Annotated in this window: 22 protein-coding genes; 5 read left to right on the forward strand and 17 right to left on the reverse strand. The window is 67.4% G+C overall.

Going from position 1 to position 25,335, the window contains the following annotated elements; genetic code table 11:
• Position 1: 1 nt before the first annotated feature.
• The 17 genes from C3E79_RS08400 to C3E79_RS08480 form a co-directional block, all read right to left on the reverse strand.
• Positions 2-1,642 carry a ComEC/Rec2 family competence protein gene (locus C3E79_RS08400; RefSeq protein ID WP_108404508.1) on the reverse strand — a complete coding sequence of 547 codons (1,641 nt, stop codon included), beginning with the start codon at positions 1,640-1,642 and terminating at the stop codon, positions 2-4.
• Positions 1,643-2,290: a ComEA family DNA-binding protein gene (locus tag C3E79_RS08405; RefSeq protein ID WP_108404509.1), complete on the reverse strand. Its 648-nt coding sequence runs from the start codon at positions 2,288-2,290 to the stop codon at positions 1,643-1,645.
• A 125-nt stretch (positions 2,291-2,415) separates the two neighbouring features.
• Positions 2,416-3,324 carry a DegV family protein gene (locus C3E79_RS08410; protein WP_108404510.1) on the reverse strand — a complete coding sequence of 303 codons (909 nt, stop codon included), beginning with the start codon at positions 3,322-3,324 and terminating at the stop codon, positions 2,416-2,418.
• A 2-nt stretch (positions 3,325-3,326) separates the two neighbouring features.
• A complete protein-coding gene (locus tag C3E79_RS08415) occupies positions 3,327-3,962 on the reverse strand; it encodes a histidine phosphatase family protein (RefSeq protein ID WP_108404511.1) in 636 nt (211 codons plus the stop codon).
• Positions 3,963-3,977: 15 nt separating this feature from the next.
• Positions 3,978-4,460 carry a ribosome silencing factor gene (rsfS, locus tag C3E79_RS08420; RefSeq protein WP_108404512.1) on the reverse strand — a complete coding sequence of 161 codons (483 nt, stop codon included), beginning with the start codon at positions 4,458-4,460 and terminating at the stop codon, positions 3,978-3,980.
• Between the two features lie 176 nt (positions 4,461-4,636).
• Positions 4,637-5,281: a nicotinate-nucleotide adenylyltransferase gene (nadD, locus tag C3E79_RS08425; RefSeq protein ID WP_108404513.1), complete on the reverse strand. Its 645-nt coding sequence runs from the start codon at positions 5,279-5,281 to the stop codon at positions 4,637-4,639.
• A 30-nt stretch (positions 5,282-5,311) separates the two neighbouring features.
• Entirely contained in the window at positions 5,312-6,247 is a 936-nt protein-coding gene (locus C3E79_RS08430) for a hypothetical protein (protein WP_108404514.1), read from the reverse strand.
• Between the two features lie 99 nt (positions 6,248-6,346).
• On the reverse strand, positions 6,347-7,630 hold the full coding sequence (locus tag C3E79_RS08435; RefSeq protein ID WP_179948269.1) for a glutamate-5-semialdehyde dehydrogenase: 1,284 nt from the start codon (positions 7,628-7,630) through the stop codon (positions 6,347-6,349).
• A gap of 10 nt (positions 7,631-7,640) precedes the next feature.
• Positions 7,641-8,765 carry a glutamate 5-kinase gene (proB, locus tag C3E79_RS08440; RefSeq protein ID WP_108404516.1) on the reverse strand — a complete coding sequence of 375 codons (1,125 nt, stop codon included), beginning with the start codon at positions 8,763-8,765 and terminating at the stop codon, positions 7,641-7,643.
• A 55-nt stretch (positions 8,766-8,820) separates the two neighbouring features.
• A complete protein-coding gene (obgE, locus tag C3E79_RS08445; protein ID WP_108404517.1) occupies positions 8,821-10,323 on the reverse strand; it encodes a GTPase ObgE in 1,503 nt (500 codons plus the stop codon).
• A gap of 111 nt (positions 10,324-10,434) precedes the next feature.
• Positions 10,435-11,337, reverse strand: coding sequence for an ABC transporter ATP-binding protein (locus C3E79_RS08450; RefSeq protein ID WP_146183428.1), 903 nt, complete (start codon positions 11,335-11,337; stop codon positions 10,435-10,437).
• A gap of 82 nt (positions 11,338-11,419) precedes the next feature.
• The gene (gene rpmA, locus C3E79_RS08455) at positions 11,420-11,746 is read right to left on the reverse strand and encodes a 50S ribosomal protein L27 (RefSeq protein WP_108404519.1); all 327 of its coding nucleotides are present in this window, start codon (positions 11,744-11,746) and stop codon (positions 11,420-11,422) included.
• 19 nt (positions 11,747-11,765) lie between these two features.
• The gene (gene rplU / locus C3E79_RS08460; RefSeq protein WP_108404520.1) at positions 11,766-12,071 is read right to left on the reverse strand and encodes a 50S ribosomal protein L21; all 306 of its coding nucleotides are present in this window, start codon (positions 12,069-12,071) and stop codon (positions 11,766-11,768) included.
• Positions 12,072-12,283: 212 nt separating this feature from the next.
• A complete protein-coding gene (locus tag C3E79_RS08465; protein ID WP_108404521.1) occupies positions 12,284-15,319 on the reverse strand; it encodes a translation initiation factor IF-2 N-terminal domain-containing protein in 3,036 nt (1,011 codons plus the stop codon).
• A gap of 224 nt (positions 15,320-15,543) precedes the next feature.
• Positions 15,544-17,259 (reverse strand): alkaline phosphatase D family protein, encoded by a 1,716-nt coding sequence (locus C3E79_RS08470; protein ID WP_108404522.1) that lies wholly within the window; start codon positions 17,257-17,259, stop codon positions 15,544-15,546.
• Between the two features lie 273 nt (positions 17,260-17,532).
• The gene (gene ndk / locus C3E79_RS08475) at positions 17,533-17,943 is read right to left on the reverse strand and encodes a nucleoside-diphosphate kinase (RefSeq protein WP_108404523.1); all 411 of its coding nucleotides are present in this window, start codon (positions 17,941-17,943) and stop codon (positions 17,533-17,535) included.
• Positions 17,944-17,967: 24 nt separating this feature from the next.
• Positions 17,968-18,288: a hypothetical protein gene (locus tag C3E79_RS08480; RefSeq protein WP_108404524.1), complete on the reverse strand. Its 321-nt coding sequence runs from the start codon at positions 18,286-18,288 to the stop codon at positions 17,968-17,970.
• Positions 18,289-18,425: 137 nt separating this feature from the next.
• Here C3E79_RS08480 and C3E79_RS08485 point away from each other — a divergent pair, with 137 nt between their 5' ends.
• From C3E79_RS08485 to C3E79_RS08505, 5 genes are all read left to right on the forward strand, one after another.
• Positions 18,426-19,643, forward strand: coding sequence for an acyl-CoA dehydrogenase family protein (locus C3E79_RS08485; protein WP_108404525.1), 1,218 nt, complete (start codon positions 18,426-18,428; stop codon positions 19,641-19,643).
• Between the two features lie 2 nt (positions 19,644-19,645).
• Positions 19,646-20,842, forward strand: a complete 1,197-nt coding sequence (locus C3E79_RS08490; protein WP_108926555.1) for an acyl-CoA dehydrogenase family protein — start codon at positions 19,646-19,648, stop codon at positions 20,840-20,842.
• Between the two features lie 125 nt (positions 20,843-20,967).
• Complete coding sequence (locus C3E79_RS08495; RefSeq protein ID WP_108404526.1) at positions 20,968-22,497, forward strand: AMP-binding protein; 1,530 nt, start codon at positions 20,968-20,970, stop codon at positions 22,495-22,497.
• Between the two features lie 29 nt (positions 22,498-22,526).
• Positions 22,527-23,711, forward strand: a complete 1,185-nt coding sequence (locus C3E79_RS08500; RefSeq protein WP_108404527.1) for an acyl-CoA dehydrogenase family protein — start codon at positions 22,527-22,529, stop codon at positions 23,709-23,711.
• A 66-nt stretch (positions 23,712-23,777) separates the two neighbouring features.
• Complete coding sequence (locus C3E79_RS08505; protein WP_108404528.1) at positions 23,778-25,301, forward strand: AMP-binding protein; 1,524 nt, start codon at positions 23,778-23,780, stop codon at positions 25,299-25,301.
• Positions 25,302-25,335 lie beyond the last annotated feature (34 nt).

Here is a 25,335-nt window from a genome sequence, read left to right on the forward strand (position 1 = left end):
CTTAAAACCTCCCGCTGACAGCGTGTTGTGTCCCGTCCGGGTAGAGACGCACCGGCCCGTCGCGGTGGGGGTAGAGCACGGGGATTCCGCCGGTGGTGACGACCGGGCGGTCGTGCGGACTGCCCTGCTCGGTCACCACCACGACCCTCGTGCCCGCAGGCACGGGCTCGATCTGGTCTTCGCTATTGACGACGTAGACGCCCCCGAGCCGCTCGAGGTCCACGGGCCTTCCTCCCAGCCCGGGCCCGACCGCCAAGGCGATCGCTGCTGCCACTGCCACCCCGAGCGTGGCCCGGGGCCGGCCGAGAAGAAGCCCCGCGGCCACCCATCCATAGCACACCACGACCCCGAGCGGACCGGCCTCGACCGTGGCAGCAGGCAGGCGCGCCCCCGCCTGCGCCACCGCGTGGATCCACGCGGTCATCGGCTCGATGAGGACTAAAAGCGGTTCCTCTAGACCGCCGGGGGCAAGCGCGAGCACTACTGCGCACAACCCGAGCACCGTGACCGGCGCGACCACGGGGGCGACCGCCAGATTAGATACCACCGAGACCACCGAGACCTCCCCTGACATGGAGGCGACAAGAGGCATCGTCACCGCGTCAGCGGCCAGCGCGACGCTCAGCGCGCGAAGCACAATCTCCGGCCACCCGGTCGGCGCGAAAAGACGTGTCAGGTGGGGGCTGAGTGCGACAATCCCCGCCGTGGCCACCACGGAGAGCGCGAAGCCGTAACTGACCGCAAGGTTGGAATCCACCATCACCAGCCCGATCACCGCGAGGCAGAGGGCGTGGATGGGCTCTGTCGTGGAGGATGCCAGCACGGCGACCAGTCCCACGAGGCCCATGACGGAGGCACGCAGCACGCTCGGTTCGGGCCCCACGAGGGCCGCAAAAGCGGCAAGCGCGGCGGCCGCCACCGCGACGCGGCCGCGCAGACCGGCCCCGCACGCCGCGGCGATGACTGCCGCGGCGGAGGTGACGATGGCGACATTGCTCCCCGACACCGCGCTGAGGTGCGACAGGCCCGTGTCAATGTAGGCCTGCTCCTCCTCGGGCGATTGCAGGGACGTATCCCCCAGCACCATGCCGGGGATGAGCCCTTGGGAGGCCGGGCCAACCGTGGATGTCACCGCGTCTGCGAAGACCTGCTTGACGTGGTGGGCCCACCCCGCGAGCCCCTCCGGGCCCCGGACGACCTCGAGCGCGCCGTGAAGCGCCACCTGGGTGGTACCCAGCACGTCGGACTCCGTAGCGGCCGCGTCTATGCGCACGCTCGCCCCGGCGACCGCGGCTTCCGGCAAGGAGCGGGTGAACAACGGCACCGTGCCGGGGTGGCCCTCGACGGAGAGCCGGACGAGGAACCCGCCCGCCGGGAGGTCGCGAGGCTCCCCGGCGATGGTGGCGACAAACTCGCCGCCGAAGCGCCACCGAGAAGCGGCGACGACCCGCAGCTGCGTCACCACCGCCGCGCACCCACCCACGCCCGCGATGAGGATCGCCTGGCCGGGCTCCCTCCACGCAGCGGCCGCAGCCGCGGCCAGGGCGAGGCACACCGCGCATTGCCAAGACCCCCAGGCGAGGGTGATCAGCGTGGCTACCCACACCGCGCACGCTGCGGGGACAAGCCGAAGCTCGCGCACCTAGACCCCCACCAGGCCCTTGAGCGCTTCAAACTTGGCAGGACCGATGCCCTTGACGTCGAGCAGCTGCTCCACCGAGGTATACGGCCCGCTCGCCTCCCTGTGGGCGATGATCGCCGCGGCGGTGGCTTCCCCGACCCCCGGCAACTCCACGAGCTCCGCGGCCGTGGCGGTGTTCAGCGAGAGAACGCCGTCCTGGCCGCCGGCTGCTTGGGGGGCGGGGCCTAGCGCAGGCGGGGCCGATCCTTGGGCGAGGACGTGGATCTGTTGGCCGTCGACAAGAAGTTGCGCCTGGTTGAGCGCGATGAGATCCGCGTGCGGGTGCGGCTCGGCGGCCGCTAGCGCGTCGGCGACGCGGGAGCCCTCCTCGAGGGTCACAAGCCCGGGCTTGGCCACCTCGCCGACGACGGAGACCACAACCTGCTTCGGTGACTCCTGCGCTGCGGGCGGCCAGGTGGGCTCGGGCGGAGCCGAGTCGACGGTCGGGCGGATAAGCGCCCACCCCGCCACGAGCGCGACGACCACGACGGCAGCGGCGGTCGCCTGGCGGGGCTCGACGCGCAGCCGCGAGGCGGGATAGGTCACGGCCAAAGCGTCTTCCTCGCCCGTCGGCCGGGTGAGCTCTGTGATGCGGTCTATGGCGCTCATGGCGCCTCAAGCTATTGCCCAGTGCATTGGGCGGCAAGGCCTCCTCGCCCGCCCTGTGGACAACCTCGCTGATGCGTCACCAATCCTACATAGTTATCCACACATCTACCCCTCCCGAGAGCGGCCTACCGGGCGGGGCCGGGCTCCTCGCCGCGCTCCCCCGGACCCGTATCTCCTTGCTCCTCAGTGCCCTCAATACCCCCTTTATCCTCAACGCTCACGGTTCCCTCAGTGCCGTGTGCGCGAGCCTGAGAAGAAAATACCGCGGAGAGCCCGATCGCCCCGGCACCGACGTGGACGGCCACGGCCTCGGCGATCGGCAACACGAGAACCTGAGAGCCCGCGGGGAGCACCTCGTTGAGCATATTCTCGAGCGAGCGTGCCGCGGTCGGCGAATCGGCGTGCTGGATCGCGGCGAACACGGGCTCACCGTCTGCTTGTGCCTGCACGAGTTGGGTGAGCTTGATGAACGCCTTGGTCTGCGTGCGTGTCTTGCCAGCCAGCTCTAACTTACCGGAGGTGACGTGCAGGATCGGACGCGTGGCCAACAGCGCGGCGGAGAGCACAGCGGTGCCGGCGGAGAGGCGACCACTCTTGCGCAAATCGTCGAGCTGGTTGAGGTAGACCCATGTCTCCGCGCTGGCCAACGTGCCCGCGGCGATCTCCTCGCACTCATCGAGGCTACCCCCGTCCCGCGCCAGGGACGCCGCCGCCATTGCCGCAGCACCGATCGCCATGCCCGCGGTATCGGTATCAACCACGCGCACGGTGCCCGGGAACACCGCAGAGGCCGTCACCGCCGCCGACCAGGTCGACGACAGCCCCTTCGCCAGGTGCAACGCCACGACACCCTCATCGCCTCCGCGCTCAAGTTGCCGTGCGTAACAAGCAGCCAGCTCCACGGCGGATAGCCCGCTCGTCGAGCTCGTCGAGTCTTCTTCCATCACATGCAGATCCACGACGGTGATGTCGAACTTCTCCACAATGTCGCGCGGCAGACCCGCCGACGAATCAACTACGATGCGCACCGCCATGGCTACCTCCCCAGCTCCCGGTTCCACGCCTCGAGGTACCACGTCACCGACCCGGGCTCCCCGCCGGACGCCGGCACCGCCGCGAGCTGGGACGTCGCCGTGTTGTTAAGCCCTTTGAACAGGGGGTACTGGGCCTCGCCGAGGTCAAGCAGGTTCGAGGTAAGCGCCGAGATCGTGCCGCCGTGAGCAACAAGAAGCACAGCAGCCCCGTCCCACTTCTCCTCGGCGTCCATGAGCTCGTCGACCACAGGCCGAGCACGCCTAGCCACATCAAGCCGGCTTTCCCCCGACGGAGGCGCCCAACCGGGGTTGTTGCGCCAATAGTCGCGGATGCCCTCGCGCCACGAATCCACCTCCGCGTGGGTCTTTCCCTGCCAGTCCCCCAGGTGCGTCTCGCGGAGGCGCGCATCGAGACTGACGCCAAGGCCGAGCGCCTCCGCGACGATCTCGGCCGTGCGGCGCGCCCGGACCAGATCGGAGGAGACAATCCTGATCACGCCGAGCCCCTTCGCTCTCTCGGCAGCCGCGCGCGCCTGCGCGACGCCGACGTCGGAAAGTGTCGTATCCAGCTGACCTTGCAAGCGGCGCGTGGCGTTATAGTCCGTCTGCCCGTGGCGCAGGAGAATGAGTCGTCGCATCGGTGTTGCGGGGGCCTAGTAGGCGACGCCGGGCTCGGGCGCGGTCTGCGGGCCCTCCCCCGCGAGGGGAAGGTCCTCGATGCTCTCCGCCCCGCGCGGGCTGGCCTCGCCGGTAAGCGCCGCGTCGCGCTCGTACGGCGGCACCCCTTCGACCTCGTAGACTTCGCAGTCGGAGTAGAGGCGGTCGAGGCCGTAGAATTCGCGCTCCGCATCGCGCTGGACGTGGACGACGATGCTGCCGTAGTCGAGCAGCACCCAGCGGTATTCGCGGTTGCCCTCGCGCCGCTTCGGCTCCAGGCCCGCCGCCGTCATCTCCGCCTCGATTTCTTCCACGATGGACGCCACCTGGCGCTCGTTGTCGGCGGAGACGATGACGAAGATGTCAGTAATCGCCAACACGTCGGAGACATCGATGACGGCGATGTTGCGCCCGAGCTTTTCGTCGGCGGCCTTCGCAGCGATGGAAGCCTGGTCGATGGAGGTGGAAAGGGCAGTCAAATGCGTGGTGTCCTTCGGTGGTAATAGCAGGGGGTGGGATAAGGGGTGTTGAACGATTGGGGGGCGCCGCGCTGTGGACCTGGAAACGGGGATAGCGCGGGCCTGCCTACGTCGCCTCCCATTGTCACACGAAAGAGCGCGCCGGTGCCAGTTAGAGGATCCCGGTTAGGCCTGGTTCACAGTTCGCGGTAGAGGTCGTTTTTGGCAATGTATTGCACCACCCCGTCGGGCACGTGGTACCACACGGGCCGCGACTCGTGCGCGCGCAACCGGCAATCCGTCGAGGAAATGGCCATCGCCGGGATCTCCACCAGATGGACCCGCTCCTGGTGCTCGGCCGGAAGCATGTCTTCGCGCAGCTCGTAGCCCGGGCGGGTGACGCCGACGAATTGGGCCAGATCGAACATCTTGTCCCAATCGTGCCACGACATGATCGAGCTCAGCGCGTCCGCCCCGGTGATGAAGAACAGCTCCGCCCCGGGGTAGAGCCCGCGCAGGTCGCGCAGCGTGTCAATGGTGTAGGTCGGACCGCCGCGGTCAATATCGACGCGCGAGACGCTAAATCGCGGGTTGGAGGCTGTGGCGATGACCGTCATGAGGTAGCGGTCCTCGGAATCCGAGACCCTACGATCCGCTTTCTGCCACGGGTCACCGGTGGGGACGAAGACAACCTCGTCGAGTCCGAAAATGTCAGCGACCTCGCTGCCGGCGACGAGATGGCCGTGGTGAATTGGATCGAAAGTTCCGCCCATCACCCCAATCCTGCGCGCAGCCTCGCGCGAGTGTGCAGGATCGGGGCCAAGCGGTGAGAAGGTGGTCATGCCCGTAGAGTCTAGGGCCACGTCTCGCGCCTAGCGGTAGCGCACCTGGTCGACGAAGCGTCCGAAACTGTCGGCGACCTGGTCGTCCCACGGGGACGGGGCGAGGAAGTAACGGCCGTGGTTGTTGCCTCCTTCCAGCCCGCGTAGGGTGGCCACCGAGATGTCGCACACCCCGTCGAGCGGCAGGCAGTAGTTGACGCGGTTGGGCGTCGCCGCAGCGGTCTTGGAGTTAAAGGGCAGCGCGCCGAGGATGCCGCCGACGCCGCCCTGGATGCCCACCGTCGCCGGGTCACCGGCGGCGGTGTTCGGGTTACCGAGGTAGACCGCACCGGCGAGCTGGCCGCGCGCGGCGAGTTCCTTTTCGTGCTCGAGCACGACCATCGCGCCCTGAGAAAAGCCCACGAGGATGTAGCCCGGGCGGCATCCGGTCGAGGCTTCGTAGTCGTTAATCGCGCGCATCACGCCGACGCGGCCGACGTTGACGGAGTCCAAAAACTCCGCCCCGGCGCGGCGCGCGGTCTGAAGCATGGGCACCGTGTACTGCGCGGCCAGGCCGACGGCCTGCGCAATGGTCGCCGGGATGGCGATTTCTGGTGTGTCGTACTGCGGGAAGACGGCCGGGTAGTAGCGCGGCTCGAGGCCGATGACCTCGACGTCGTTCATCACGGACGCCCCGCCGTGGGTGGCGCTATAGCGAGACTCGGCCTTTTGCAGGAAGGCGCGGATGGTCTCGCCCTCCCAGCCGTTCGACGTCCACGCCGCTCCGTTGGCGTAGCGTGTGGGGATGACCTGGGTGTTCTGCCCGGATCCTCGCGCAGCGACGACGGCGACCGCCGGGCAGCGCTCCTGGGCGTTGGCCTCGGGCTGGGCGGCCAGCGGGCTCAGAGTCGCGGTGGCCGCCGCTGCCACGGCGAGAAGGGCTGTGGTGGCGCGGGAGCGTAACGAGCGCAATGGGGAGGAAAACACGAAAGACCTGCCGTTTCTGTGCGTGTTCGGGCGGAGTGAGAGAGCAACGCTAACAGCTTATACCCAGCCCCCTCCACTGTCGCGCCGAGGCCGCAGGTTCTACGGCCTCACGTGCCCATCACCCTCCAAGATCCACTTCGTGGTGGTGAGCTCCGGCAGCGCCATCGGGCCGCGCGCGTGGAGCTTCTGGGTGGAGATCCCGATCTCGGCACCCATGCCATACTGCTCGCCGTCGGTATAGGCGGTCGAGGCGTTGAGCATGACCGCCGCGCAATCGACCTCGGCGGCGAAGCGGGCGAGCGTGCGCGCGTTGAGCGAGGCGATGGCCTCGGTGTGGCCGGTCGAGTAGCGGGTGATGTGATCGATGGCGCCGCCCACGCCGTCGACAAGCGCGACGGCGATATCCATCGAGAGGTACTCATCGGCCCAGTCCGACTCGGTCGCGGCGACGACGTCGCGCGCGCCAAGGGCACCAAGCGTATCGACGTCCCCGTGCACCGTCACCCCGGCGGCCTGGAGCTCCTCGATGATGCGGAGCTGGGCACTGGGCGGCAAGGAGGCGTCGATAAGCGCGGTCTCTGTCGCGTTGCACACGGAGGTACGCCGCGTCTTGCCGTTGATAAGCATCGCGATGGCGGAGTCGAGCTCAGCGTCCGCGTCGATGTAGAAGTGGCAATTGCCCGTGCCCGTCTCAATCGCGGGCACCGTGGCGTTTTCCACCACCGTGCTGATCAACCGCGCGGAACCGCGGGGGATGACAACGTCGACGAGCCCGCGCGCCGTAATCAGATCCTGCACGGAATCGTGGGTCTCGCAAGGCAGCAGCGAGACGACCTCGCGCGGCAGGCCGCTATTGGCGGCGACGCCGCGCAGCACCTCGACGAGGGCCTCGTTGGTCGTGCGCGCCGACTTCGAGCCGCGCAGCAGCGCCACGTTGCCCGACTTCAGCGCCAGGCCAAAGGCGTCGACGGTAACGTTCGGGCGCGCCTCGTAGACCATGCCCATCACGCCCAGGGGCACACGGACCTGGCGCATGCGGATGCCGTTGGGCAGGGTGCGGCCGCTCACGACCTCGCCGACCGGGTCCGCCAAGCCCGCGACCTGCTCCAAACCGGAAGCCATCGCGGCGATGCGGGAGGAATCGAGCGCGAGGCGGTCGAGCAGGGAGCTGCTCAAACCCGCCTCGCGGCCGGCCGCGAGGTCCGCCTCGTTGGCCGCGAGGATCACCGCCTCAGCCTCGACGAGCGCTCTCGCGGCGCTGCGCAGGACATCGTTTTTGCGCGGGGTGGAAAGCGTCGCCACAACAGGGGCGACGGCCTTCGCGGCGCGCGCGATGGAACGGACCTCTTCGCGCTCAGCGGCGCGGGAATCGGTGTTATCCATGCCCGCCATCCTAGAGACGCGTCGCGTAGTTCGACAGGTAGTCCGCCCGGATCACCGGCCGGTGCTGGTGCTCCGGCAGCTCCGAGGTCTGCTTGCCGATCATGTCGGCGAGCTCCGCCGCGCCGTAGGCGACCTCGCCGCGCCCAACAGTCTCCCCGCCGGGGCCCAGGATCTCGACGATGTCGCCGGCATGGAACTCCCCGTCGACCCCCGTGATGCCGACCGCGAGCAAGCTCGTCCCGCCGCTCGTCACCGCGTCAACCGCGCCCGCGTCGAGGTGCAACACGCCCTCGGCATCGGCGGCGTAGAGCACCCAGAATTTCCAAGCGCTCAAGCTCGAGCTCGGCCGCGTGTGAAAGACCGTCCCGCAGTCGGCGCTCGTGAGCGCGCGTGAGATGTTATCCGAGGAGGCCAGGAGGACCGGCACCCCTCCCCGCGTGGCCAGGCGAGCAGCAGAGACCTTCGCGGCCATCCCGCCGGTGCCGAGCGCCCCGCCCCCACCGATCGACGTGCCTTCGAGATCCTTGCCAGAGCGCACCTGGGTGATCTTGCGCGCCGCCGGGTCGACCGGGTTGCGGTCGTAGAGGCCATCGACGTCGGAAAGCAGGTAGAGCGCGTCCGCCCATACGAGGGTGGAGACGATGGCGGAGAGCCGGTCGTTATCGCCGAAGCGCATCTCGGAGGTGGCCACCGTGTCGTTTTCGTTCACGATCGGCACCGCGCCAAACTGACGCAGCTTATCGATGGTGCGCTGGGCGTTGCGCGCGCGCTCGCGCCTGCCCGCATCCGCCTGGGTGAGCAGCACCTGGCCCGTCGTGCGCCCGTAGCGGGCAAACGAGCGGCCCCAGCTTTGCGCGAGGTGCACCTGGCCGACCGCCGCGGCCGCCTGCTTCGTGGCGAGATCCCGCGGCCTGGTGGTCAGCCCCAGCGGCGCCATCCCGGCCGCGATCGCACCCGAGGAGACGACGATGACATCGCTGCCGGCGGCCATGCGATCTTGCAAGGCATCGACGATCCGGTCGATGCGGTCTTGGCTTACGCTAAAGTCGTCGTCGACAAGCGAGCTTGTGCCAATTTTGACCACCACGCGCTTTGCTGTGGCGATATGGTTGCGCAGTTCCTGCTCAGTGGCCATATGTCTGATGCGTCCCGCGGCCTGCGGGCCCCGTTGTAAGGCCCCGCTGGGGTCTCTACCCCTGCCAGCGCTCGCGGTCGGCTTCCTGCTCCTCTCCAAAATCGAATTCGTCAATAAGTCCGCGGCGCGCCTGGGAGGCGCGCTTGCGCTCCGCCGCCGAGGCACGGTTCGTGCCCTCGAGGCGGGCATCGCGCCCGCGGCTGGTCATGGTCGGGTCACCGCCGATCGACGGCTCCCAGTCGAAAGAAATCTCCCCGATCGTCACCGTATCGCCCTCCTGGGCGCCAAGCTTGCGCAGCTGATCCTCCACGCCCGCCTTGTTCAGGCGGTCCGAGAGGTAGCCCACGGCCTCGTCGTTGTCGAAGTCCGTCTGGCGGATCCAGCGCAGCGCCTTTTCTCCCGTGACCACCCACGCACCCTCGAACTCGGGGTCGGCCACGACCTCGATGCCGTCTGCGGCGTCGACGGCCTTCGGGCGGATGATCTGCGCGGGCTGCGCGGCCGCGGCGGGGCCCGGGCGGGACGCGCGGGAGGCCTTCACGATCTCCCAGAGCGCCCACTTCAACTCGTCGAGGCCCTCCCGGCTTGCGGTGGAGACGGTGTGAATGGGCCAGCCGAACCGCTGCGCCAGATCGTCTTCGACAAACTCCGCGAGATCCCGCGCGTCGGGGATATCCATCTTGTTGAGCACGATGAGGCGGGGACGCTGGCGCAGATCCCCCAGCCCCGAGTCGAGGTCGAGCTCCTCGGCGTAGGAGGCCAGCTCGGCCTCAAGCGCCTCGATGTCGCTGACGGGATCGCGCCCCGGCTCCATCGTGGCGGCGTCGACGACGTGGGCGAGGACGGCGGTGCGTTCGATATGCCGCAGGAAGTCCAGGCCCAGCCCCTTGCCCTGGCTCGCGCCGGGGATGAGCCCGGGCACGTCAGCAATGGTAAAGGTGTCGTGGCCGACGGTGACCACGCCGAGGTTGGGCTGCAGGGTGGTAAACGGGTAGTCCGCGATCTTCGGCTTCGCCGCCGAGAGCACGGAGATGAGCGAGGATTTCCCCGCCGAGGGGAAACCCACTAGCCCGACATCTGCCATGGATTTCAGCTCCAAGACCAGGTCGAGCGCCTCGCCCGGCTCGCCCTTGAGCGCAAAGCCGGGGGCCTTGCGCTTGTGGGTGGCTAGCGCTGCGTTGCCGAGCCCGCCGTAGCCGCCCTCGGCGGCGACGAACCGGGTGCCGGGCACTGTGAGGTCCGCGAGGATCTCGCCGTCGGCCGAGCGCACCACCGTCCCCACGGGGACAGCGAGGACGAGGTCCTCCCCACGCGCGCCGTTGCGGTGATCACCCGCCCCGTTCGCCCCGCGCTTCGCCTTGAGGTGCGGGCGGAACTGGAAATCCAGCAGGGTGTGCACCTGGGAGGAGACCTCAAAAATGATGTCGCCGCCGTGCCCGCCGTTTCCGCCGTCGGGCCCGCCGAGCGGCTTGTACTTCTCCCGGTGCACCGACGCGCAGCCGTGCCCGCCGTCTCCCGCCTGCAGGTGCAGGAGGGCTCGGTCAACAAACTGAGCCAAGGTGGGCCGCCTTCCGTTGCGGGGTAGGGAAAAACCGTCGGCTTTCCACCTTACGGAATTGCCGGGGGCATTCCAAAGGGCAGCGCCGCGGACGGCGCCGGCGCAGCGGCGCTAGACCCCCTTGCCGCCCAGGTTGAGGACGACATCGCCACCCGAGACCTTCCGGTAGATAAACGCGGAGCCCAAGATTGCGGCCGGCATGGCAAAGACGATGCCGAACCCAATGGTGAAAAGCACGAGGGCGTAGGCGATGATGGCGAGGATGAGGTAGGCCCCGAGGAGCTTCCAGAAGTGCGAGAACACGTCCCGGCACGCGCGGGAGAACGCCTCGCCCACGCCGTGGCCGTCGAGCACGTAGAAGGGGTAGAACCCGAGGACGAGGAACACGGGGATAAGGCCTACGGTGACGGGAATGGCAACGACCGCGCCCAGCCAGCCCACGACTGACCCTGCCACGCCGATCAACACGGCGCCGACGATCACGTAGGCAAATTCGGCCAGCACGATCATGATCATGGAGAGGAGCATGCGCCCAAAGGGGGCGTTCTTAAACGCCGTCGACCAGGATTGCTCTTCTCCCTGCGTCTCTCGCAGCGCGGCGTTGTAGACCACCGCGGAGTAGTAAGTGCTGGCGATAAACAGCACGGCGTAGAGGATGATCAGGAAGGCGATTTCTCCCCCGGAGAAATCCGGGCTGGCCTCGTCGGCGTGGCGGATCGCCAGCGGGATAACCCCGGCCATCGTCCCCAGGAGCAGCGCGACGAAAAACGCCAGCGGAAAGAGGACCCAGAAGTGCCAGGTGTGCGAGAAGACCCGCTTGAAGCTAAAGGTAACGGGGTCGAAAACGCCCCACTGCGGCCCCGCGAACACGGTCCCTGGTGCGGCGGGAGCGCCGCCGACGCCACCCGGGTACGGCGCGCCGTAGGTCGGTTGCTGCGCGCCGTACCCGAGCGGCGGGCCCTGGGGGCTGGGTGCGTGACGGCCAGATGCGTCGAACTCTTCAAGTGTACTCACGCGGCCAGGCTACACGCGGGAGCCCGTTGCTACAGAGAAAAGCCCCCGACCGCGGGCCGGGGGCTCAACGACGCGTGAGGTGCTACGCGGTCGCGGTCTCCTCAACCACGCCCGCCGCCTCTGCGGCCTCGAGGACCTCGGAGGCTACGCCCTGGCCGTCTGCCGGGACGATGTTGACGATGCGGCGGTTGCGCTTGATGCCGAACTGGACCGCGCCTGCCGCGAGGGCGAAGAGCGTGTCGTCGCCGCCACGGCCGACGTTGTCGCCCGGGTGGAACTTGGTGCCGCGCTGGCGGACGAGGATCTCGCCGGCCTTGACCTGCTGGCCACCGAAGCGCTTCACGCCGAGGCGCTTGGACTCGGAGTCACGACCGTTCGCGGAGCTGGATGCACCTTTCTTGTGTGCCATGTCAGTATTCTCCCTGTAGTTACTTGATGCCGGTGATCTTGACGGTGGTCTGCGGCTGGCGGTGGCCCTGGCGGACCTTGTAGCCGGTCTTATTCTTGTACTTGAGGATGTCGATCTTCTTGCCCTTGCCGTGCTCGACGATTTCAGCCTCAACGTTGACCTTGGACAGCGCATCCTGGCCGGTGGTGACTTCTGCCCCGTCGACGAGAAGGACCGGGGTGAGCGAAACCGTATCGCCTGCTTCACCCTCGAGCTTCTCGACCCGGACCAGGTCACCCTCGGCAACCTTGTACTGCTTGCCGCCGGTCTTGACGATCGCGTACATAGAGGGTTACCCCTTATCTCAACTCGTACGGCTCCGGCATGCATCGGAGACCGTTTAGGACAGTGAAATTTTTGCGTCTTGGGGCCTGTAGACAGGCGCGCCGTGCCTGCATGCTGAAGGCTTTCAGGCGCGCACACCCCAAAACACGGACTGCCAAAGCCTACTACGCGCCCACCTGCTTTTCCAAACCGCGCCCGTTGCGCATACGGGCGTTAGCGCCGTGTGGCGCGCCGCCTCGTGGCCCTACGCCGACCGCGGCCGGTTCCGGGCTCACGCTTATCGACGCCCCCGCGCTCCGCGCCGCTTGACTCCTGGACCCCGGCCGCCCCAGCTTTGCCGGCGCTCTCGTTCCCCGCCAGCGGGGACGCGGTGCTGCGGCGCACGGCGCGGCGCCGACCGCGGGTCGCGCTGACCGCACGGGCCGCCGGGGCGTCCGCGCGCCCGGCCTCCTCCACCGCCCCGCGCTCCGGCTCGCGTGACTGCGCCGGGGTGTCGTGGGAGGTCTCTTTCCCGGAGTCTTGCCCTGCCTCGGGCTCGCTCTCGCCCCAGAAATCTTCCGGTCGGGGCCTGTGGTCCGAGCGGGAGTTCCCGCGCGTGCGGCGCCGGCGACGCGGCGAGTTCTCGAACTCCTCCACGGCCTTCTCGAACGACTCGGTTGCGGCGCCGCGGGTCTCCGCGCGCTCCTCGGCGCCCCGAGACGGCACCTCATCACGAACCTCATCACGAGGCGCCTTGGGCTCTTCGAGCGCTGTCGCATCGCCGTGGGCGCCGTGCTGGTCGCGTGCCCCCTTGCCGCGGCCGGAGCCGCGCCGGCCGCGGCGGCGCCCGCCCGAGGCATGGGTGGCCTCTGCCTCAGCTCGACCGCCCTCGCCGTGCTGCGCCGCGTGTGTCATCTTTGCCGATTCGGCCCCTGCGTCGCCGCGGATGACCGAGGCTGCAAGCTGATCCAGCGCGTCTTCATCGATGGCGATGTCGGAGGCGCGCCCGCTTACGCCTCGCTCCCGGGAGTCGTCGGCGGGCTTCTTGCGCGCCCCGCGCTCGGGCGCGCTGGAGTGCTCCTCGATGGCGTCGACGGGATCTTCGGTCACGACGACGCCGCGGCCACCGCAGCACTCGCACGTGGTGGAGAAGGTCTCGAGCAGGCCGGTGCCGAGGCGCTTGCGGGTGATTTGCACGAGCCCGAGCGAGGTGACCTCGGAAACCTGGTGGCGGGTGCGATCTCGCCCGAGCGCCTCTTTGAGCCTGCGCAGGACGAGTTCCTGGTTCTCGGGCAGAATCATGTCGATGAAGTCGACGATGATCATCCCGCCGATATCGCGCAGCCGCATTTGACGCACGATCTCCTCGGCGGCCTCGAGGTTGTTGCGCGTCACCGTCTCCTCGAGGGAGCCTCCGGAGCCGGTGAATTTGCCGGTGTTGACGTCGATCACCGTCATCGCCTCGGTGCGCTCGATGATCAAGGTCCCGCCGGAGGGCAGCCACACCGTGCGCGAGAGCGCCTTCTGGATCTGCTCGTCGATGCGGTAGGCCTCGAAGGCGTCCTGGCCGTCGTTTTCCGCCTTGTCGTAGCGCACGAGGCGCTCGACGAGGTCGGGCGCGACGGAGCTAACGTAGGCGTGGACGGTGTTCCACGGCCGCGTGCCGTCGACGACGAGCGCGGAGAAGTCCTCGTTAAACAGGTCGCGCACGACCTTGACCAGCAGGTTGGGCTCCTCGTAGAGGGTGACAGGCTTCGCGCCCTTGGAGGCCTTTTCGCGCTCGGCGCTATCCTGGATGGTCTCCCACTGGGTGTGCAGGCGCGCGACGTCGGCGCCGATGGCTTCCTCCGGCACGCCCTCGGCCGCGGTGCGGATGATGGCCCCACCCTTGCCGGGCACGACCTTGGCCAAAATATCTTTGAGCCGCTTGCGCTCGGGCGCCGGGAGCTTCCGGGAGATCCCGGCGCTGCGCCCGCCCGGGACGTAGACCAGGTAGCGCCCCGCCAGGGAAATCTGCGTGGTCAGGCGCGCGCCCTTGTGCCCGATCGGGTCTTTGGTGACCTGGACGATGACCTGGTCTCCCGACTTGAGGGCCTGTTCGATGCGCCGGGTGCGCCCGCCGAGCCCGGCGGCCTTCCAATCCACCTCGCCCGCGTAGAGAACTCCGTTGCGCCCCTGCCCGATGTCGATAAAGGCGGCTTCCATGCTGGGCAGCACGTTTTGCACGCGGCCGAGGTAGATGTTGCCAATCATCGAGGAATTCGCCTCGGAGGTGACAAAGTGCTCGGCCAAGACGCCGTCTTCGAGGACGCCGACCTGGGTGATGGTGCCCGGGCCGTCGTGACGCGGTCGCTCGCGCACCACCATGACGCGCTCGACCGACTCGCGGCGGGCGAGGAACTCGGCCTGGGAGACGATCTTGGAGCGCTTGCGGTCCTCTTCGCGCTTCTCGCTGCGACGGCGGCGCTGAGCCTCGAGGCGCGAGGAGCCGCGGATCGCCTTAGGCTCGTCGATGACCTCGACCGCCTCGTCCGCACCGCTGCTGCCGCCTTCATGGGCTGACGAGTCGGCTGCGTTCTCGCCCGGCTGCGCGGCCGCGGACGGCGCAGAGGATGCAGTAGGCACAGAACTGTCGTCGGCGCCTTCGCCGCGCGTGCGGTCTTCGTCCTCTTGTGCCCTGGCGCGCGCGGCGCGGCGCCGCTGGCCGCGCGTCGGCGCCTTGAAGAGGGGGACGTAGGCGGGCGGCTCGGTCCCCTCGGGCGCCGGGGTGACCTCGGGCTCGACGTTGGTGAGAAGCTCGCCTACGTCCTCCTGCTCGGGTGCTGCCCCGTCCGGCCCGTCCGGCTCGACCGGCTCATGCGGCCCGCCTGGGGCGCTCTCGCCGGGATCGAGCTCTTGGTCCACCTTCTGTTCGATTTGGTGGATTTCGTTTTCGACGTCCTTGCGCACGCGCCGCCGGATCTTCTCGTCGATCTCGGCGGCTGCCTCGCTGGTAGCCGGTGCGGGGACGGGCTGGGCGGGGTCCGCCAAGGCGTCGAGAAGCCGCTCGCTCTCCGCCCGGGTGAGCGAGGACTGAGCGACCTTGACCAGGCCGAGCTCGTTGAGGGCGACGACGAGCTCCTTCGAGGGCACTCCGAGCTGCTTCGCAAGCTGGAACACCCGCGTCTTATCCGACAGCGTGGCGCGGTCAAAGTCCGCAGCCGGGTGCCGCTTGTCCGCCGACGCCGCCCCGTTGCTCTTCCGTCCGCGGCCGCGGGTAGTCTCCGACACAGTATTCTCCTAGTTCTTTGTCCGCGCCGTTATGGCGCCACCGGGCGCTGGAGAGTTACGTATCGCCGCCGCCGCACAGTGCCGCCTCCCGACGCGGGATGCGATGAGTGAAAGCTTCACAGCATCCCCGCTTCCCGGGTGATGCTTCGCACCCATTGTGTCACAGTCCGCCCCGCTGCGCCCTCTTGAGCGCCGCGGCGCGCTCCGCGGAGCTAGAAGGAGCGCTAGACGTAGCCTGCGCCGGCGCGCCAGAGGCGGGTCAGCGCCAGGCCTACGGCCGAATCCGGGTTCTCGTAGTCCTCGACGCGGTAGAACTCCATGCCCACCTCGGTGGGGCGGATGCGGGCCACCGCGTAGCCGTGCGCGTCGAAGTCAACGTGGTTGACCGCCGGGTTAAGCCCGCGCAGGAACCTCTCCGCCAGCAGCGAGACCGGGTTGTCGGTCGGGTGGTAGACCTTGGTGTAGGTGGTCACGGTATCGCCCACGTTCGCGGCGCTAATCGACGACGTGACCAGCTCGCACCCGATCTCTCGGCCATTGTGGACAATCGAGTTGGCCCATTCGGTGTGGATGTCGCCGGTGAGGAAGAGCACGTTGGCGTCGTCGGCGGCGAGGGCGTCAAAAAGCCGGTTGCGGGCCCACGCGAAGCCGTCCCACTGGTCGGGGTTGAAGGGGATGCCCGCGACGAGGGTGGAGAAATCCTCTATCAGACGGTTAACCAGCACCGCCTCCGAGCTCGTCGGGGCGAGGGAGCCCAGGGTCAGCGGGGCGATCATCACCGAGTTTCCCATCACGTTCCACGTGGTCGTGGAGTTGCGCACGACACCGGTGAGCCAATCGAACTGCTCCGGGCCGAGCATCTCGCGCCCCGCGGCCGTGGCATCGAGCCTCGAGGGCTCCGCGTCGCGGTAGGTGCGAAGGTCCATCATCGTGAGGGTAACCAGCGAGCCAAACTGCAGGCTGCGGTAGATGTGCCCACCATCAGACGGCTTCGTGGCGCGCACCGGCAGCCATTCGAAGTAGGCCTTTTGCCCGGCGTTGCGGCGGTCCAACCACGGCCCCTCCGTTTCCGGGGAATGGTTCTCGGCGCCCTCGCGCCAGGAGTTGTTGGCCGTCTCGTGGTCGTCCCAGATCACGATCCACGGCGCTGCGGCGTGCGCGCGCTGCAGCTGGAGATCCTGCTTGTAGCGGCCGTGGCGGGTGCGGTAGTCCGCGAGCGTGATCGTCTCGTTGACCGGGGAATGCACGCGCGAGACCCCGCTTTTACCGGCGTACTCGCCGGTCGGGTACTCGTAGATGTAGTCCCCTAAGAAAACCACCGCATCGAGCTCGTCGCGCTCGGCCCGCTCGGCCATGTCGCGGTAGGCCGCAAAGTAGCCCGCCTCCCAGTTCGCGCACGAGGCGAGGGCGAAGTTGATCTGCTCGACGTCTGCGTCGTAGGCGGGGGCGGTCTTCGTGCGGCCGACCGCCGAGTAGACCCCGTTGTAGCTAAACCGGTAGAAGTAGATCGTCGCGGGCTCCAGCCCCATCGGGTCGACGTGGACCGTGTGGTCGTCTTCAGGGCCGGTCACCGTGGTTCCGGAGCGCACCACGGTGCTGAAATCCGGGGAGGTGGAAACCTCCCACCCAACGGTTGCCTCCGGGCCGAGCCCGGAGCCTGGCGTGGCTTCGGGGCTCACCGTCACGCGGGTCCACAAAATCACGGAGGCCGGGGTCGGGTCGCCCGAGGCGACGCCGTGCATGAAGTGCGAGTACTCGGATTCGGGGGCACCGGGGAGTGCGCGGCCGCTGACGATGGATGAGCCGGACATGGCCGAGGACATCTGCGCGGCGGCAAACGGGGCTGCGGCGGTGGTGGCGGCGGCGACGCCGGACCCGACGATGAAGGAGCGGCGGTTGAAGGTGCGATCCTGGGCGCGGGGATCGGAATGGTCAGACATACCGTCATCGTCTACCGCAGTGTTCCCCGGTGCAACACCACCGCAGCCTGTTACCCAACTCTTCGGCCCGCGTTTACCCCGGGTTCATGTCCGTGGCGCCCCAAGGGAGGCGAACGCAGGGATCGAACGCGGGGGTCGAACGCGGGGATCGAGAGCAGCGCGGCGCCCAGATACGGAAAACGCCGTGCGCGTGCGTGAGGGCACGCGCACGGCACTGTGCTGCCGCTGTACTGTGCTGCGAGAGGCAGCGCAGTACAGCGGTAACGGGAGGCGTTACTTATTGGGGAACCAGATGGCGATTTCGCGCTCGGCGGATTCCGGGGAGTCGGAGCCGTGCACGACGTTCTCCCCCACGGTGAGGGCGAAGTCGCCGCGGATGGTGCCGGGCGTGGCCTTCTCCACGGGGTGGGTGCCGCCGGCGAGCTGGCGCCACGCGGCGATGGCGGATTCGCCCTCGACGATGCCGGCGATAAGCGGCGCGGAGGTGATGAAGTCAACGAGCTCGCCGAAGAAGGGCTTGCCGGCGTGCTCGGCGTAGTGCTTCTCCGCGGTCTCGCGGTCGGCGGTGCGCAGGTCGAGCTCGACGAGCTTGAGACCCTTGCGCTCGATGCGGGTGATGATCTCGCCGACGTGACCGGCTGCCACGCCGTCCGGCTTAATGAGGATAAGTGTGCGTTCAGTCATGGTTGTCAACCCTACTAAAAGCGCCTAGAGCTCGCGCACGATGCGGGCGGCGTCTTCGGCCGAGACGTTGCGGAACCACATCTGCACTTGGCGGATCGCCAGCGGGCGGTTGCCCTCGCCCACCATGCGGCGGATCGTCTCTCGCTGCTCCTCGCTCAATGCGACCTGGTCCCCCTTAGCACGCAGCGCCCGGGCGTCCCGGGAAGCCTCGAAGAAGCCGAGGACGAGGAACGCCCCGGCGATGGCGAGGGAGACCAGCGGGACCCAGCCCGGCAGCTGGAACCAGTTCCCGAAAAGCGCGGCGAGGGAGAAGATGGCCGCGAGGATGAACCACAAGGTGCGCATGACCCCCAAGCCTAGCCGGGGGTGAAAACGGGTGAGGCCCCTCCACTTGGCGCTACAAACTAGTTGCGCAGGTATGCGACATGAGTCACAATGAGCAGTAGCAATGTCCCAGGCAACCCTATTGGAGGAAAAATCCCATGTCTGACGCCACCAAGCCCATCCCTGAGTTCACCGAGTTCCAGGCAGTCCCCTTCGATCGCCGCAGCGACTACTACCAGGTCTTTGCGGACGTCGACGGCGAGGACCTCGAGTGGTGGAAGAAGGTCCGCGAGTTCTGCGAGTGGGCACGCCCCTACATCAACGACGCGTGGGAGGCCGCGGAGTACAACATCCCCGCCGCCGAGGAGGCCGCGCGCCGCGGCCTGATCCGCGACGGCATCGACATCGAGGGCCAGCCGCACATGAGCATCCGCGCCAAGCGCATCATCGGCATGGAGGCCTCGCGTCTCGACGCCTCCACCGCCACCGCAATTGGCGTCCAGGCCGGCCTGGCGATGCAGTCCATCAACAGCTTTGGCTCCGAGGAGCAGAAGGCGAAGTACCTGGCCCCGATGTCGCGGATGGAGATCCGCGGCGCCTTCGCCCTGACCGAGCCGAACCACGGCTCCGATTCCATCGCTTTGGAGACCACCGCCCACCAGGAGGGCGACGAGTGGGTCATCAACGGCGAGAAGAAGTGGATCGGCCACGGCTCCGTCGGGCACATCACGGTGGTCTACGCGCGCATGGATAACGGCAAGGTCGGCGCGTTCATCGTCGACCAGGACCAGGAAGGCTACGACGCGGAGACGATCACCGGCAAGGGATCCCTGCGCGGCATCCCGCAGGCGCACATCAAGCTCAACAACGTCCGCGTCTCCGACGACCGCCGCCTGCCGGGCTGCAACTCCTTCCGCGACACCGCCAAGGTGCTCATGAGCACCCGCATCGGCGTGGCCTGGAGCGCGCTCGGCATCGCCATCGACTGCTACGAGAAGGCACTGAAGTACGCCTCCGAGCGCGAGCAGTTCGGCCGCCCCCTGGTGAAAAACCAGATCATCCAGCAGCGGCTCGCCGACATGCTCATGGATCTCACCGCCATGGCGCTCTACTGCAAGCGCCTGCTCGAGCTCGAGGAGTCCGGGGAGCTCAACGAGAAGCAGGCCGCCCTGGCCAAGGTGCACAACACCCGCGCGGCCCGCCGCGTCGCTGCCAACGCGCGAGACATGTTCGGCGGCGTGGGCATCCTGCTCGAAAACGACGTCATCCGCCACTTCGCGGATATCGAGGCCCTCCACACCTACGAAGGAACCGACACCATGCAGTCGCTCATCGTGGCAAAGTCCGTCACCGGCGTCGGCGCGTTCACGAGCTAGCCATGGCTACCGACGAGATGAACGCCGCGAGCGACCTGCTCGCCTCCCGCACCGATTTTTACCGCGTCTTCGCGGACGTCGACGGCGAGGACCTCGCGTGGTGGACCAAGGCGCGCGATTACGCCCAGTGGGCTCGGCCCTTCATCAACGACGCGTGGGAGGCCGCGGAGTACAACATCTCCGCCGTCGAAGAGGCGGCCCGCCGCGGCCTCGTGCGCGAGGGCATTGACATCGCGGGCGAGGCGCCGATGAGCATCCGTGCGACGCGGCTCATCGAGCTCGAGCTCGCGCGTGTCGACGCCTCCACCGCCACCGCCGTCATCGTCCAGGCCGGCCTCGCCATGCAGTCGATTAGCCTGTGCGGCTCCGAGGAGCAGAAGGCGAAGTACTTGGCCCCGATGTCGCGGATGGAGATCCGCGGCGCCTTCGCCCTGACCGAGCCGAACCACGGCTCGGATTCGGTGGCGCTGGAGACTACGGCGCGCCGCGAGGGCGACGAGTGGGTCATCAACGGCGAGAAGAAGTGGATCGGCCACGGCTCCGTCGGGCACATCGCGATCGTCTGGGCGCGGATGGACAACGGCGAGGTCGGCGGGTTCATCGTCGACCAGGACGCCGAGGGCTACCACGCGGAGACGATCACTGGGAAGGCGTCGCTACGCGGGATCCCGCAGGCGCACATCACGCTTAACGACGTCCGGGTGCCCGACTCCCGCCGCCTGCCCGGCGCGAACTCCTTCCGCGACACCGCGCGGATCTTGGGCGGCACCCGCCTCGGCGTGGCCTGGAGCGCGCTCGGCATCGCCATCGACTGCTACGAGAAGGCGCTGAAGTACGCCTCCGAGCGCGAGCAGTTCGGCCGCCCCCTGGTGAAAAACCAGATCATCCAGCAGCGGCTCGCCGACATGCTCATGGATCTCACCGCCATGGCGCTCTACTGCAAGCGCCTGCTCGAGCTCGAGGAGTCCGGGGAGCTCAACGAGAAGCAGGCCGCCCTGGCCAAGGTGCACAACACCCGCGCGGCCCGCCGCGTCGCCGCGAACGCGCGAGACATGTTCGGCGGCGTGGGCATCCTGCTCGAAAACGACGTCATCCGCCACTTCGCGGATATCGAGGCCCTCCACACCTACGAGGGCACGGATACGATCCAATCGCTCATCGTGGGCAAGACGATCACCGGGGTCAGCGCCTACCGCTAAACCCCTCCCCCCCCCCCTTGTGAGATGGGCCCGCCTTACCCGGCGGGCCCATTTTCCTGCGCGGGTACTTGTTTCTCTGCTATAACTAACGTCATTGCGTTGCCCGTCACACTAAGGAGATGCACATGACCGTAGTCACAACCGCTGGCGGTGTAGTCGCGAGCCCGTACCCAGCGCTAAACATCCCCGAGACCGATATCTACGCGCTGGTGATCGGCTCGCTGGGCCCCGCGGAGGCGGCGCTGCCCGCCGTGACAGAGCTGACCACGGGCACCTCCGTCACCTACGGGGAGCTCAAGGCGATGGCCGATGCGATCGCCGGAGAGCTCCACTCCCGCGGCATCGGCCCTGGTGACGTCGTCACGCTGCAGGTTCCCAACTCCATCAACTTCGCCGCGGCCCTGCTCGGCATCGCGAAGCTCGGCGCCATTGTCAACCCCATCGGCATGCTCATGAACCAGGCAGACGTCTCCCACATCATCGAGGCGTCCTCCTCGAAGCTGTATATCGGCCCCACCGACATGGAGGCTGTGCCCCAGATCTTTTCCATGGAGCTGCCCAGCATCATCACACACGCCCTCGCCGCCCCCGATGTGGCGGTCGACCCCGCCTCGATTGCGGTCGTGCCGTTTTCCTCCGGCACAACGGGGCTTCCCAAGGGGGTCGTACTTACGCACCGGAACCTCGTTGCCAACATCTTGCAGTCCAATGACATGCTGGCCCGCAACGGCGTGCGCCGCGGCGCCAAAACACTAGCAGTCCTACCGTTTTCCCACATCTACGGCTTCACCATCATCCTGCTCGGCCCTCTTCTCAACCGCCAGCACCTCTATACCCTGCCGAAGTTTGACATGGACCATTTCCTCCGCGCCCATGACGAGTACGGCATTGAGCTCACTTTCGCCGCTCCGCCTATGGCTATCCCGCTGGCAAAGGACCCCGCAATCAATCCCGAATGGTTTGCCAACCTCGATCTGCTTATGTGCGGAGCAGCGCCGCTGAGCGAAGCGACGCTGCGAGCTGTCGAAGAGCGGCTTAACACGAGAGTCATCCAGGGCTGGGGAATGACCGAGGCATCGCCCCTCGTCACGGCGAACGTACGCCACGAGACCTCCCCTTCGAGCGTGGGCAAGCCCATCCCCAACACCGAGCTGCGCATCGTGGATCCGGACACACTCGAAGACCTCGCGCCAGGGGATCGCGGCGAGGTCCTCGTACGCGGGCCGCAGGTGATGTCCGGCTACCTTAACAACGACGAAGCGAACGCAGCAACGTTGATCGAAGGTGGGTGGCTGCGCACCGGAGACATCGCCTACTTCGACGAAGACATGGACCTCCACATCGTCGACCGAGCCAAAGAAGTGATCAAGTATAAGGGCTACCAGGTCGCCCCCGCCGAGCTCGAGGCGCTCATCCTCACCCACCCGGCGGTCAAGGACGTCGGGGTGGTCGGCGTGGAGCGTGACGGGCTGGAGATCCCGCGCGCGTTCGTCGTCAAGCAAGACGGCGCCGAACTCGGCGAGGCCGAGCTCATGGGCTGGGTCGCCGATCGCGTCACCCCGTACAAGAAGGTCCGCGCCGTCGACTTTATCGACGCCATTCCGAAAAACCCCTCCGGCAAGATCCTGCGCCGCGAGCTGCGCAGCATCGACTAGCCCCCGTCACCCCAGCAGAAAGGCCACACATGTCGCTTACAGCCGACGAGCTGCTCTCCGCCCACACCGACTACTACCGAGTCTTCGCGGACGTCGACGGCGAGGATCTCGCCTGGTGGAATACCGCTCGCGAGTACGCCGAATGGGCCCGCCCCCAGGTCAACGACGCCTGGGAGGCCGCCGAGTACAACATCCCCGCCGTCGAAGAAGCAGCTCGCCGAGGACTTGTGAGGGACGGCATCGACATCGAAGGCCAGCCGCCGATGAGCATCCGCGCCAACCGGCTCATCACGATGGAGCTCGCGCGTCTCGATATTTCCACCGCCACCGCCCCTATCGTGCAGGCCGGCCTCGCCATGCAGTCGATTAGCCTGTGCGGCTCCGAGGAGCAGAAGGCGAAGTACCTGGCCCCGATGTCGCGGATGGAGATCCGCGGCGCCTTCGCCCTGACCGAGCCGAACCACGGCTCCGACTCCGTCGCCCTGGAAACCTCGGCGCGCCGCGAGGGCGACGAGTGGGTCATCAACGGCGAGAAGAAGTGGATCGGCCACGGCTCCGTCGGCCACATCACGATCGTCTGGGCACGGATGGACAACGGCGAGGTCGGCGGGTTCATCGTCGACCAAGATCAAACGGGCTACCACGCCGAGACGATCACCGGCAAGGCATCTTTCCGGGGTCTGCCGCAGGCACACATCACGCTTAACGACGTCCGGGTGCCCGACTCCCGCCGCCTGCCCGGCGCGAACTCCTTCCGCGATACCGCCGCGATCCTCACCGGCACCCGCCTCGGGGTGGCGTGGAGCGCGCTCGGCACGGCCATGGACTGCTACGAGAAGGCACTGGCCTACGCGAAGGAACGCGAGCAGTTCGGCCGCCCGCTGGTCAAGAACCAGATCATCCAGCAGCGGCTGGCCGACATGCTCATGGATCTCACCTCGATGGCCCTCTACTGCAAGCGCCTGCTCGAGCTCGAAGAGGCCGGCACGCTCAACGAGAAGCAGGCGTCCTTGGCGAAGGTGCACACCACCCGGTCCGCGCGCCGCATCGCTGCCAACGCCCGAGACATGTTCGGCGGCGTGGGCATCCTGCTAGAAAACGACGTGATCAGGCACATGGCCGACATCGAGGCGCTGCACACCTACGAAGGCACGGATACGATCCAGTCTCTCATCGTGGGAAAGAGCATCACCGGGGTCTCCGCCTACCGCTAGACCCGCTCCCCAAAAAGACCGGCAGGCGGGCCGGTGTCCAGTTAGCAAAAGTGAAAGAAGGCATCCGTGATCTACACCAGCCCATTCCCCTCCGTCGACATCCCCTCCACCTCGATCTTCGATCTCATCTTCGGCGGGCTGACCGACGAAGAAGCGTCGTGGACCGCAGTGACGGAGGCGACGACCGACGCCTCCGTCACCTACGGTGAGCTCCGCGAGCTGGCGGAGTCCTTCGCGGGCGTGCTCGCGCAACGCGGCATCGGCAAGGGCGACGTCGTCTCCCTACAGATCCCCAACACCATCAGCTACGTCGTCGCGCTGCTCGGAATCCTCCGCGCAGGCGCGGTCGTCTCCCCCCTCGGGGCACTGCTCAACCAGTCCGACGTGGAGAAGTTTGTCTCACTCGCTGACGCGAAGCTCTATGTCGGCACCACAGATCTCGAAGAAACCCCGCAAGTTTTTAGCAGCGAGGTCCTCACCCTAGCCAGCGGCAACCACCCCGCCCCCGCGGTAGAACTCGCGCCCGACGACATCGCTGCGATCCCATTTTCCTCCGGCACGACAGGGCTGTCGAAGGGCGTCGTCCTCGCACACCGCCAGATCACGGCGAACATGGCTCAAACCAAAGCCGGTCTAGAAGCTAGCGGCATCACACAGCGCATCAATATCCTCAGCCCCCTGCCCTATACGCACATCTACGGGCTCACAACCTCGCTACTATCGCAGCTCTACGGGCGTCACCACATCGTCACCTTGCCGAAGTTCGACCTCCCGCAATTCATCGACGCCCACCCGAAGTACGGGATCAATCTCACATTCATGGCGCCGCCCGTCGCGGTCGTGTTGACCAAGCACCCGGCCGTCACGCCAGAAAAATTCGCCACCACAAATCATATCATTTGCGCCGCGGCCCCGCTGGATAATCAGACAGCGCGAATGCTCGAAGAGCGTATCGACGTCACCGTCTTCCAGGGCTACGGCATGACCGAGGCTGCCCCGCTGACCCACCTCGGGGTAGCCGGTAAAACCGAACCCGGCTCCATCGGATACGTCGGCCCCAACACGCAGTGCAAGCTGCTCGAGCTAGACAACGACAACGAGGTACCCGCCGGCGAGACCGGGGAGATCGTGGTGAAAGGCCCGCAGGTCATGGTCGGCTACCTCAACAACCCGGAGGCCACCGCCGCCGTGTTGAGCGAGGACGGCTGGCTGCGCACGGGCGACATCGCACGGGTCGCGGAAGACGGCGCCTTCTACATCGTCGGCCGCGCCAAGGAGGTGATTAAATACAAGGGCTACCAGGTGCCCCCTGCGGAACTTGAGGCGCTTCTACTCACTCACCCCGAGATCACCGACTGCGGAGTCGTCGGCGTGATGCGCGATGGTTTAGAAATCCCGCGCGCATTCATCGTGAAAACCGAGGGCTCGCTGCTCACCGCCGAGGAGATCATGGCGTGGGTCGCCGAGCGTGTCACCCCGTACAAGAAGATCCGCGCGGTTGACTTCATCGACGAGATCCCGAAGAGCCCCACCGGCAAGATCGAGCGCCTCAAGCTGCAGGAAATCCCGCTCGAGGGCGAGTCTGCGTAGAAGACGGCTAAGCGCCCTCCGGATGATCCGGAGG

The sequence above is a fragment of the Corynebacterium liangguodongii genome, assembly GCF_003070865.1.
Classification (GTDB): domain Bacteria; phylum Actinomycetota; class Actinomycetes; order Mycobacteriales; family Mycobacteriaceae; genus Corynebacterium; species Corynebacterium liangguodongii.

Excerpts from the sequence above, each read along its gene's own strand:
- C3E79_RS08435 (WP_179948269.1), bottom strand. The coding sequence starts at position 7,630 with ATGGATAACACCGATTCCCGCGCCGCTGAGCGCGAAGAGGTCCGTTCC.
- C3E79_RS08495 (WP_108404526.1), top strand. The coding sequence starts at position 20,968 with ATGACCGTAGTCACAACCGCTGGCGGTGTAGTCGCGAGCCCGTACCCA.
- C3E79_RS08410 (WP_108404510.1), bottom strand. The coding sequence starts at position 3,324 with ATGGCGGTGCGCATCGTAGTTGATTCGTCGGCGGGTCTGCCGCGCGAC.
- proB (WP_108404516.1), bottom strand. The coding sequence starts at position 8,765 with ATGGCCACTGAGCAGGAACTGCGCAACCATATCGCCACAGCAAAGCGC.
- rpmA (WP_108404519.1), bottom strand. The coding sequence starts at position 11,746 with ATGGCACACAAGAAAGGTGCATCCAGCTCCGCGAACGGTCGTGACTCC.
- rplU (WP_108404520.1), bottom strand. The coding sequence starts at position 12,071 with ATGTACGCGATCGTCAAGACCGGCGGCAAGCAGTACAAGGTTGCCGAG.
- C3E79_RS08490 (WP_108926555.1), top strand. The coding sequence starts at position 19,646 with ATGGCTACCGACGAGATGAACGCCGCGAGCGACCTGCTCGCCTCCCGC.
- ndk (WP_108404523.1), bottom strand. The coding sequence starts at position 17,943 with ATGACTGAACGCACACTTATCCTCATTAAGCCGGACGGCGTGGCAGCC.
- nadD (WP_108404513.1), bottom strand. The coding sequence starts at position 5,281 with ATGACCACCTTCTCACCGCTTGGCCCCGATCCTGCACACTCGCGCGAG.
- C3E79_RS08415 (WP_108404511.1), bottom strand. The coding sequence starts at position 3,962 with ATGCGACGACTCATTCTCCTGCGCCACGGGCAGACGGACTATAACGCC.
- C3E79_RS08485 (WP_108404525.1), top strand. The coding sequence starts at position 18,426 with ATGTCTGACGCCACCAAGCCCATCCCTGAGTTCACCGAGTTCCAGGCA.
- C3E79_RS08470 (WP_108404522.1), bottom strand. The coding sequence starts at position 17,259 with ATGTCTGACCATTCCGATCCCCGCGCCCAGGATCGCACCTTCAACCGC.
- C3E79_RS08405 (WP_108404509.1), bottom strand. The coding sequence starts at position 2,290 with ATGAGCGCCATAGACCGCATCACAGAGCTCACCCGGCCGACGGGCGAG.
- C3E79_RS08500 (WP_108404527.1), top strand. The coding sequence starts at position 22,527 with ATGTCGCTTACAGCCGACGAGCTGCTCTCCGCCCACACCGACTACTAC.
- C3E79_RS08480 (WP_108404524.1), bottom strand. The coding sequence starts at position 18,288 with ATGCGCACCTTGTGGTTCATCCTCGCGGCCATCTTCTCCCTCGCCGCG.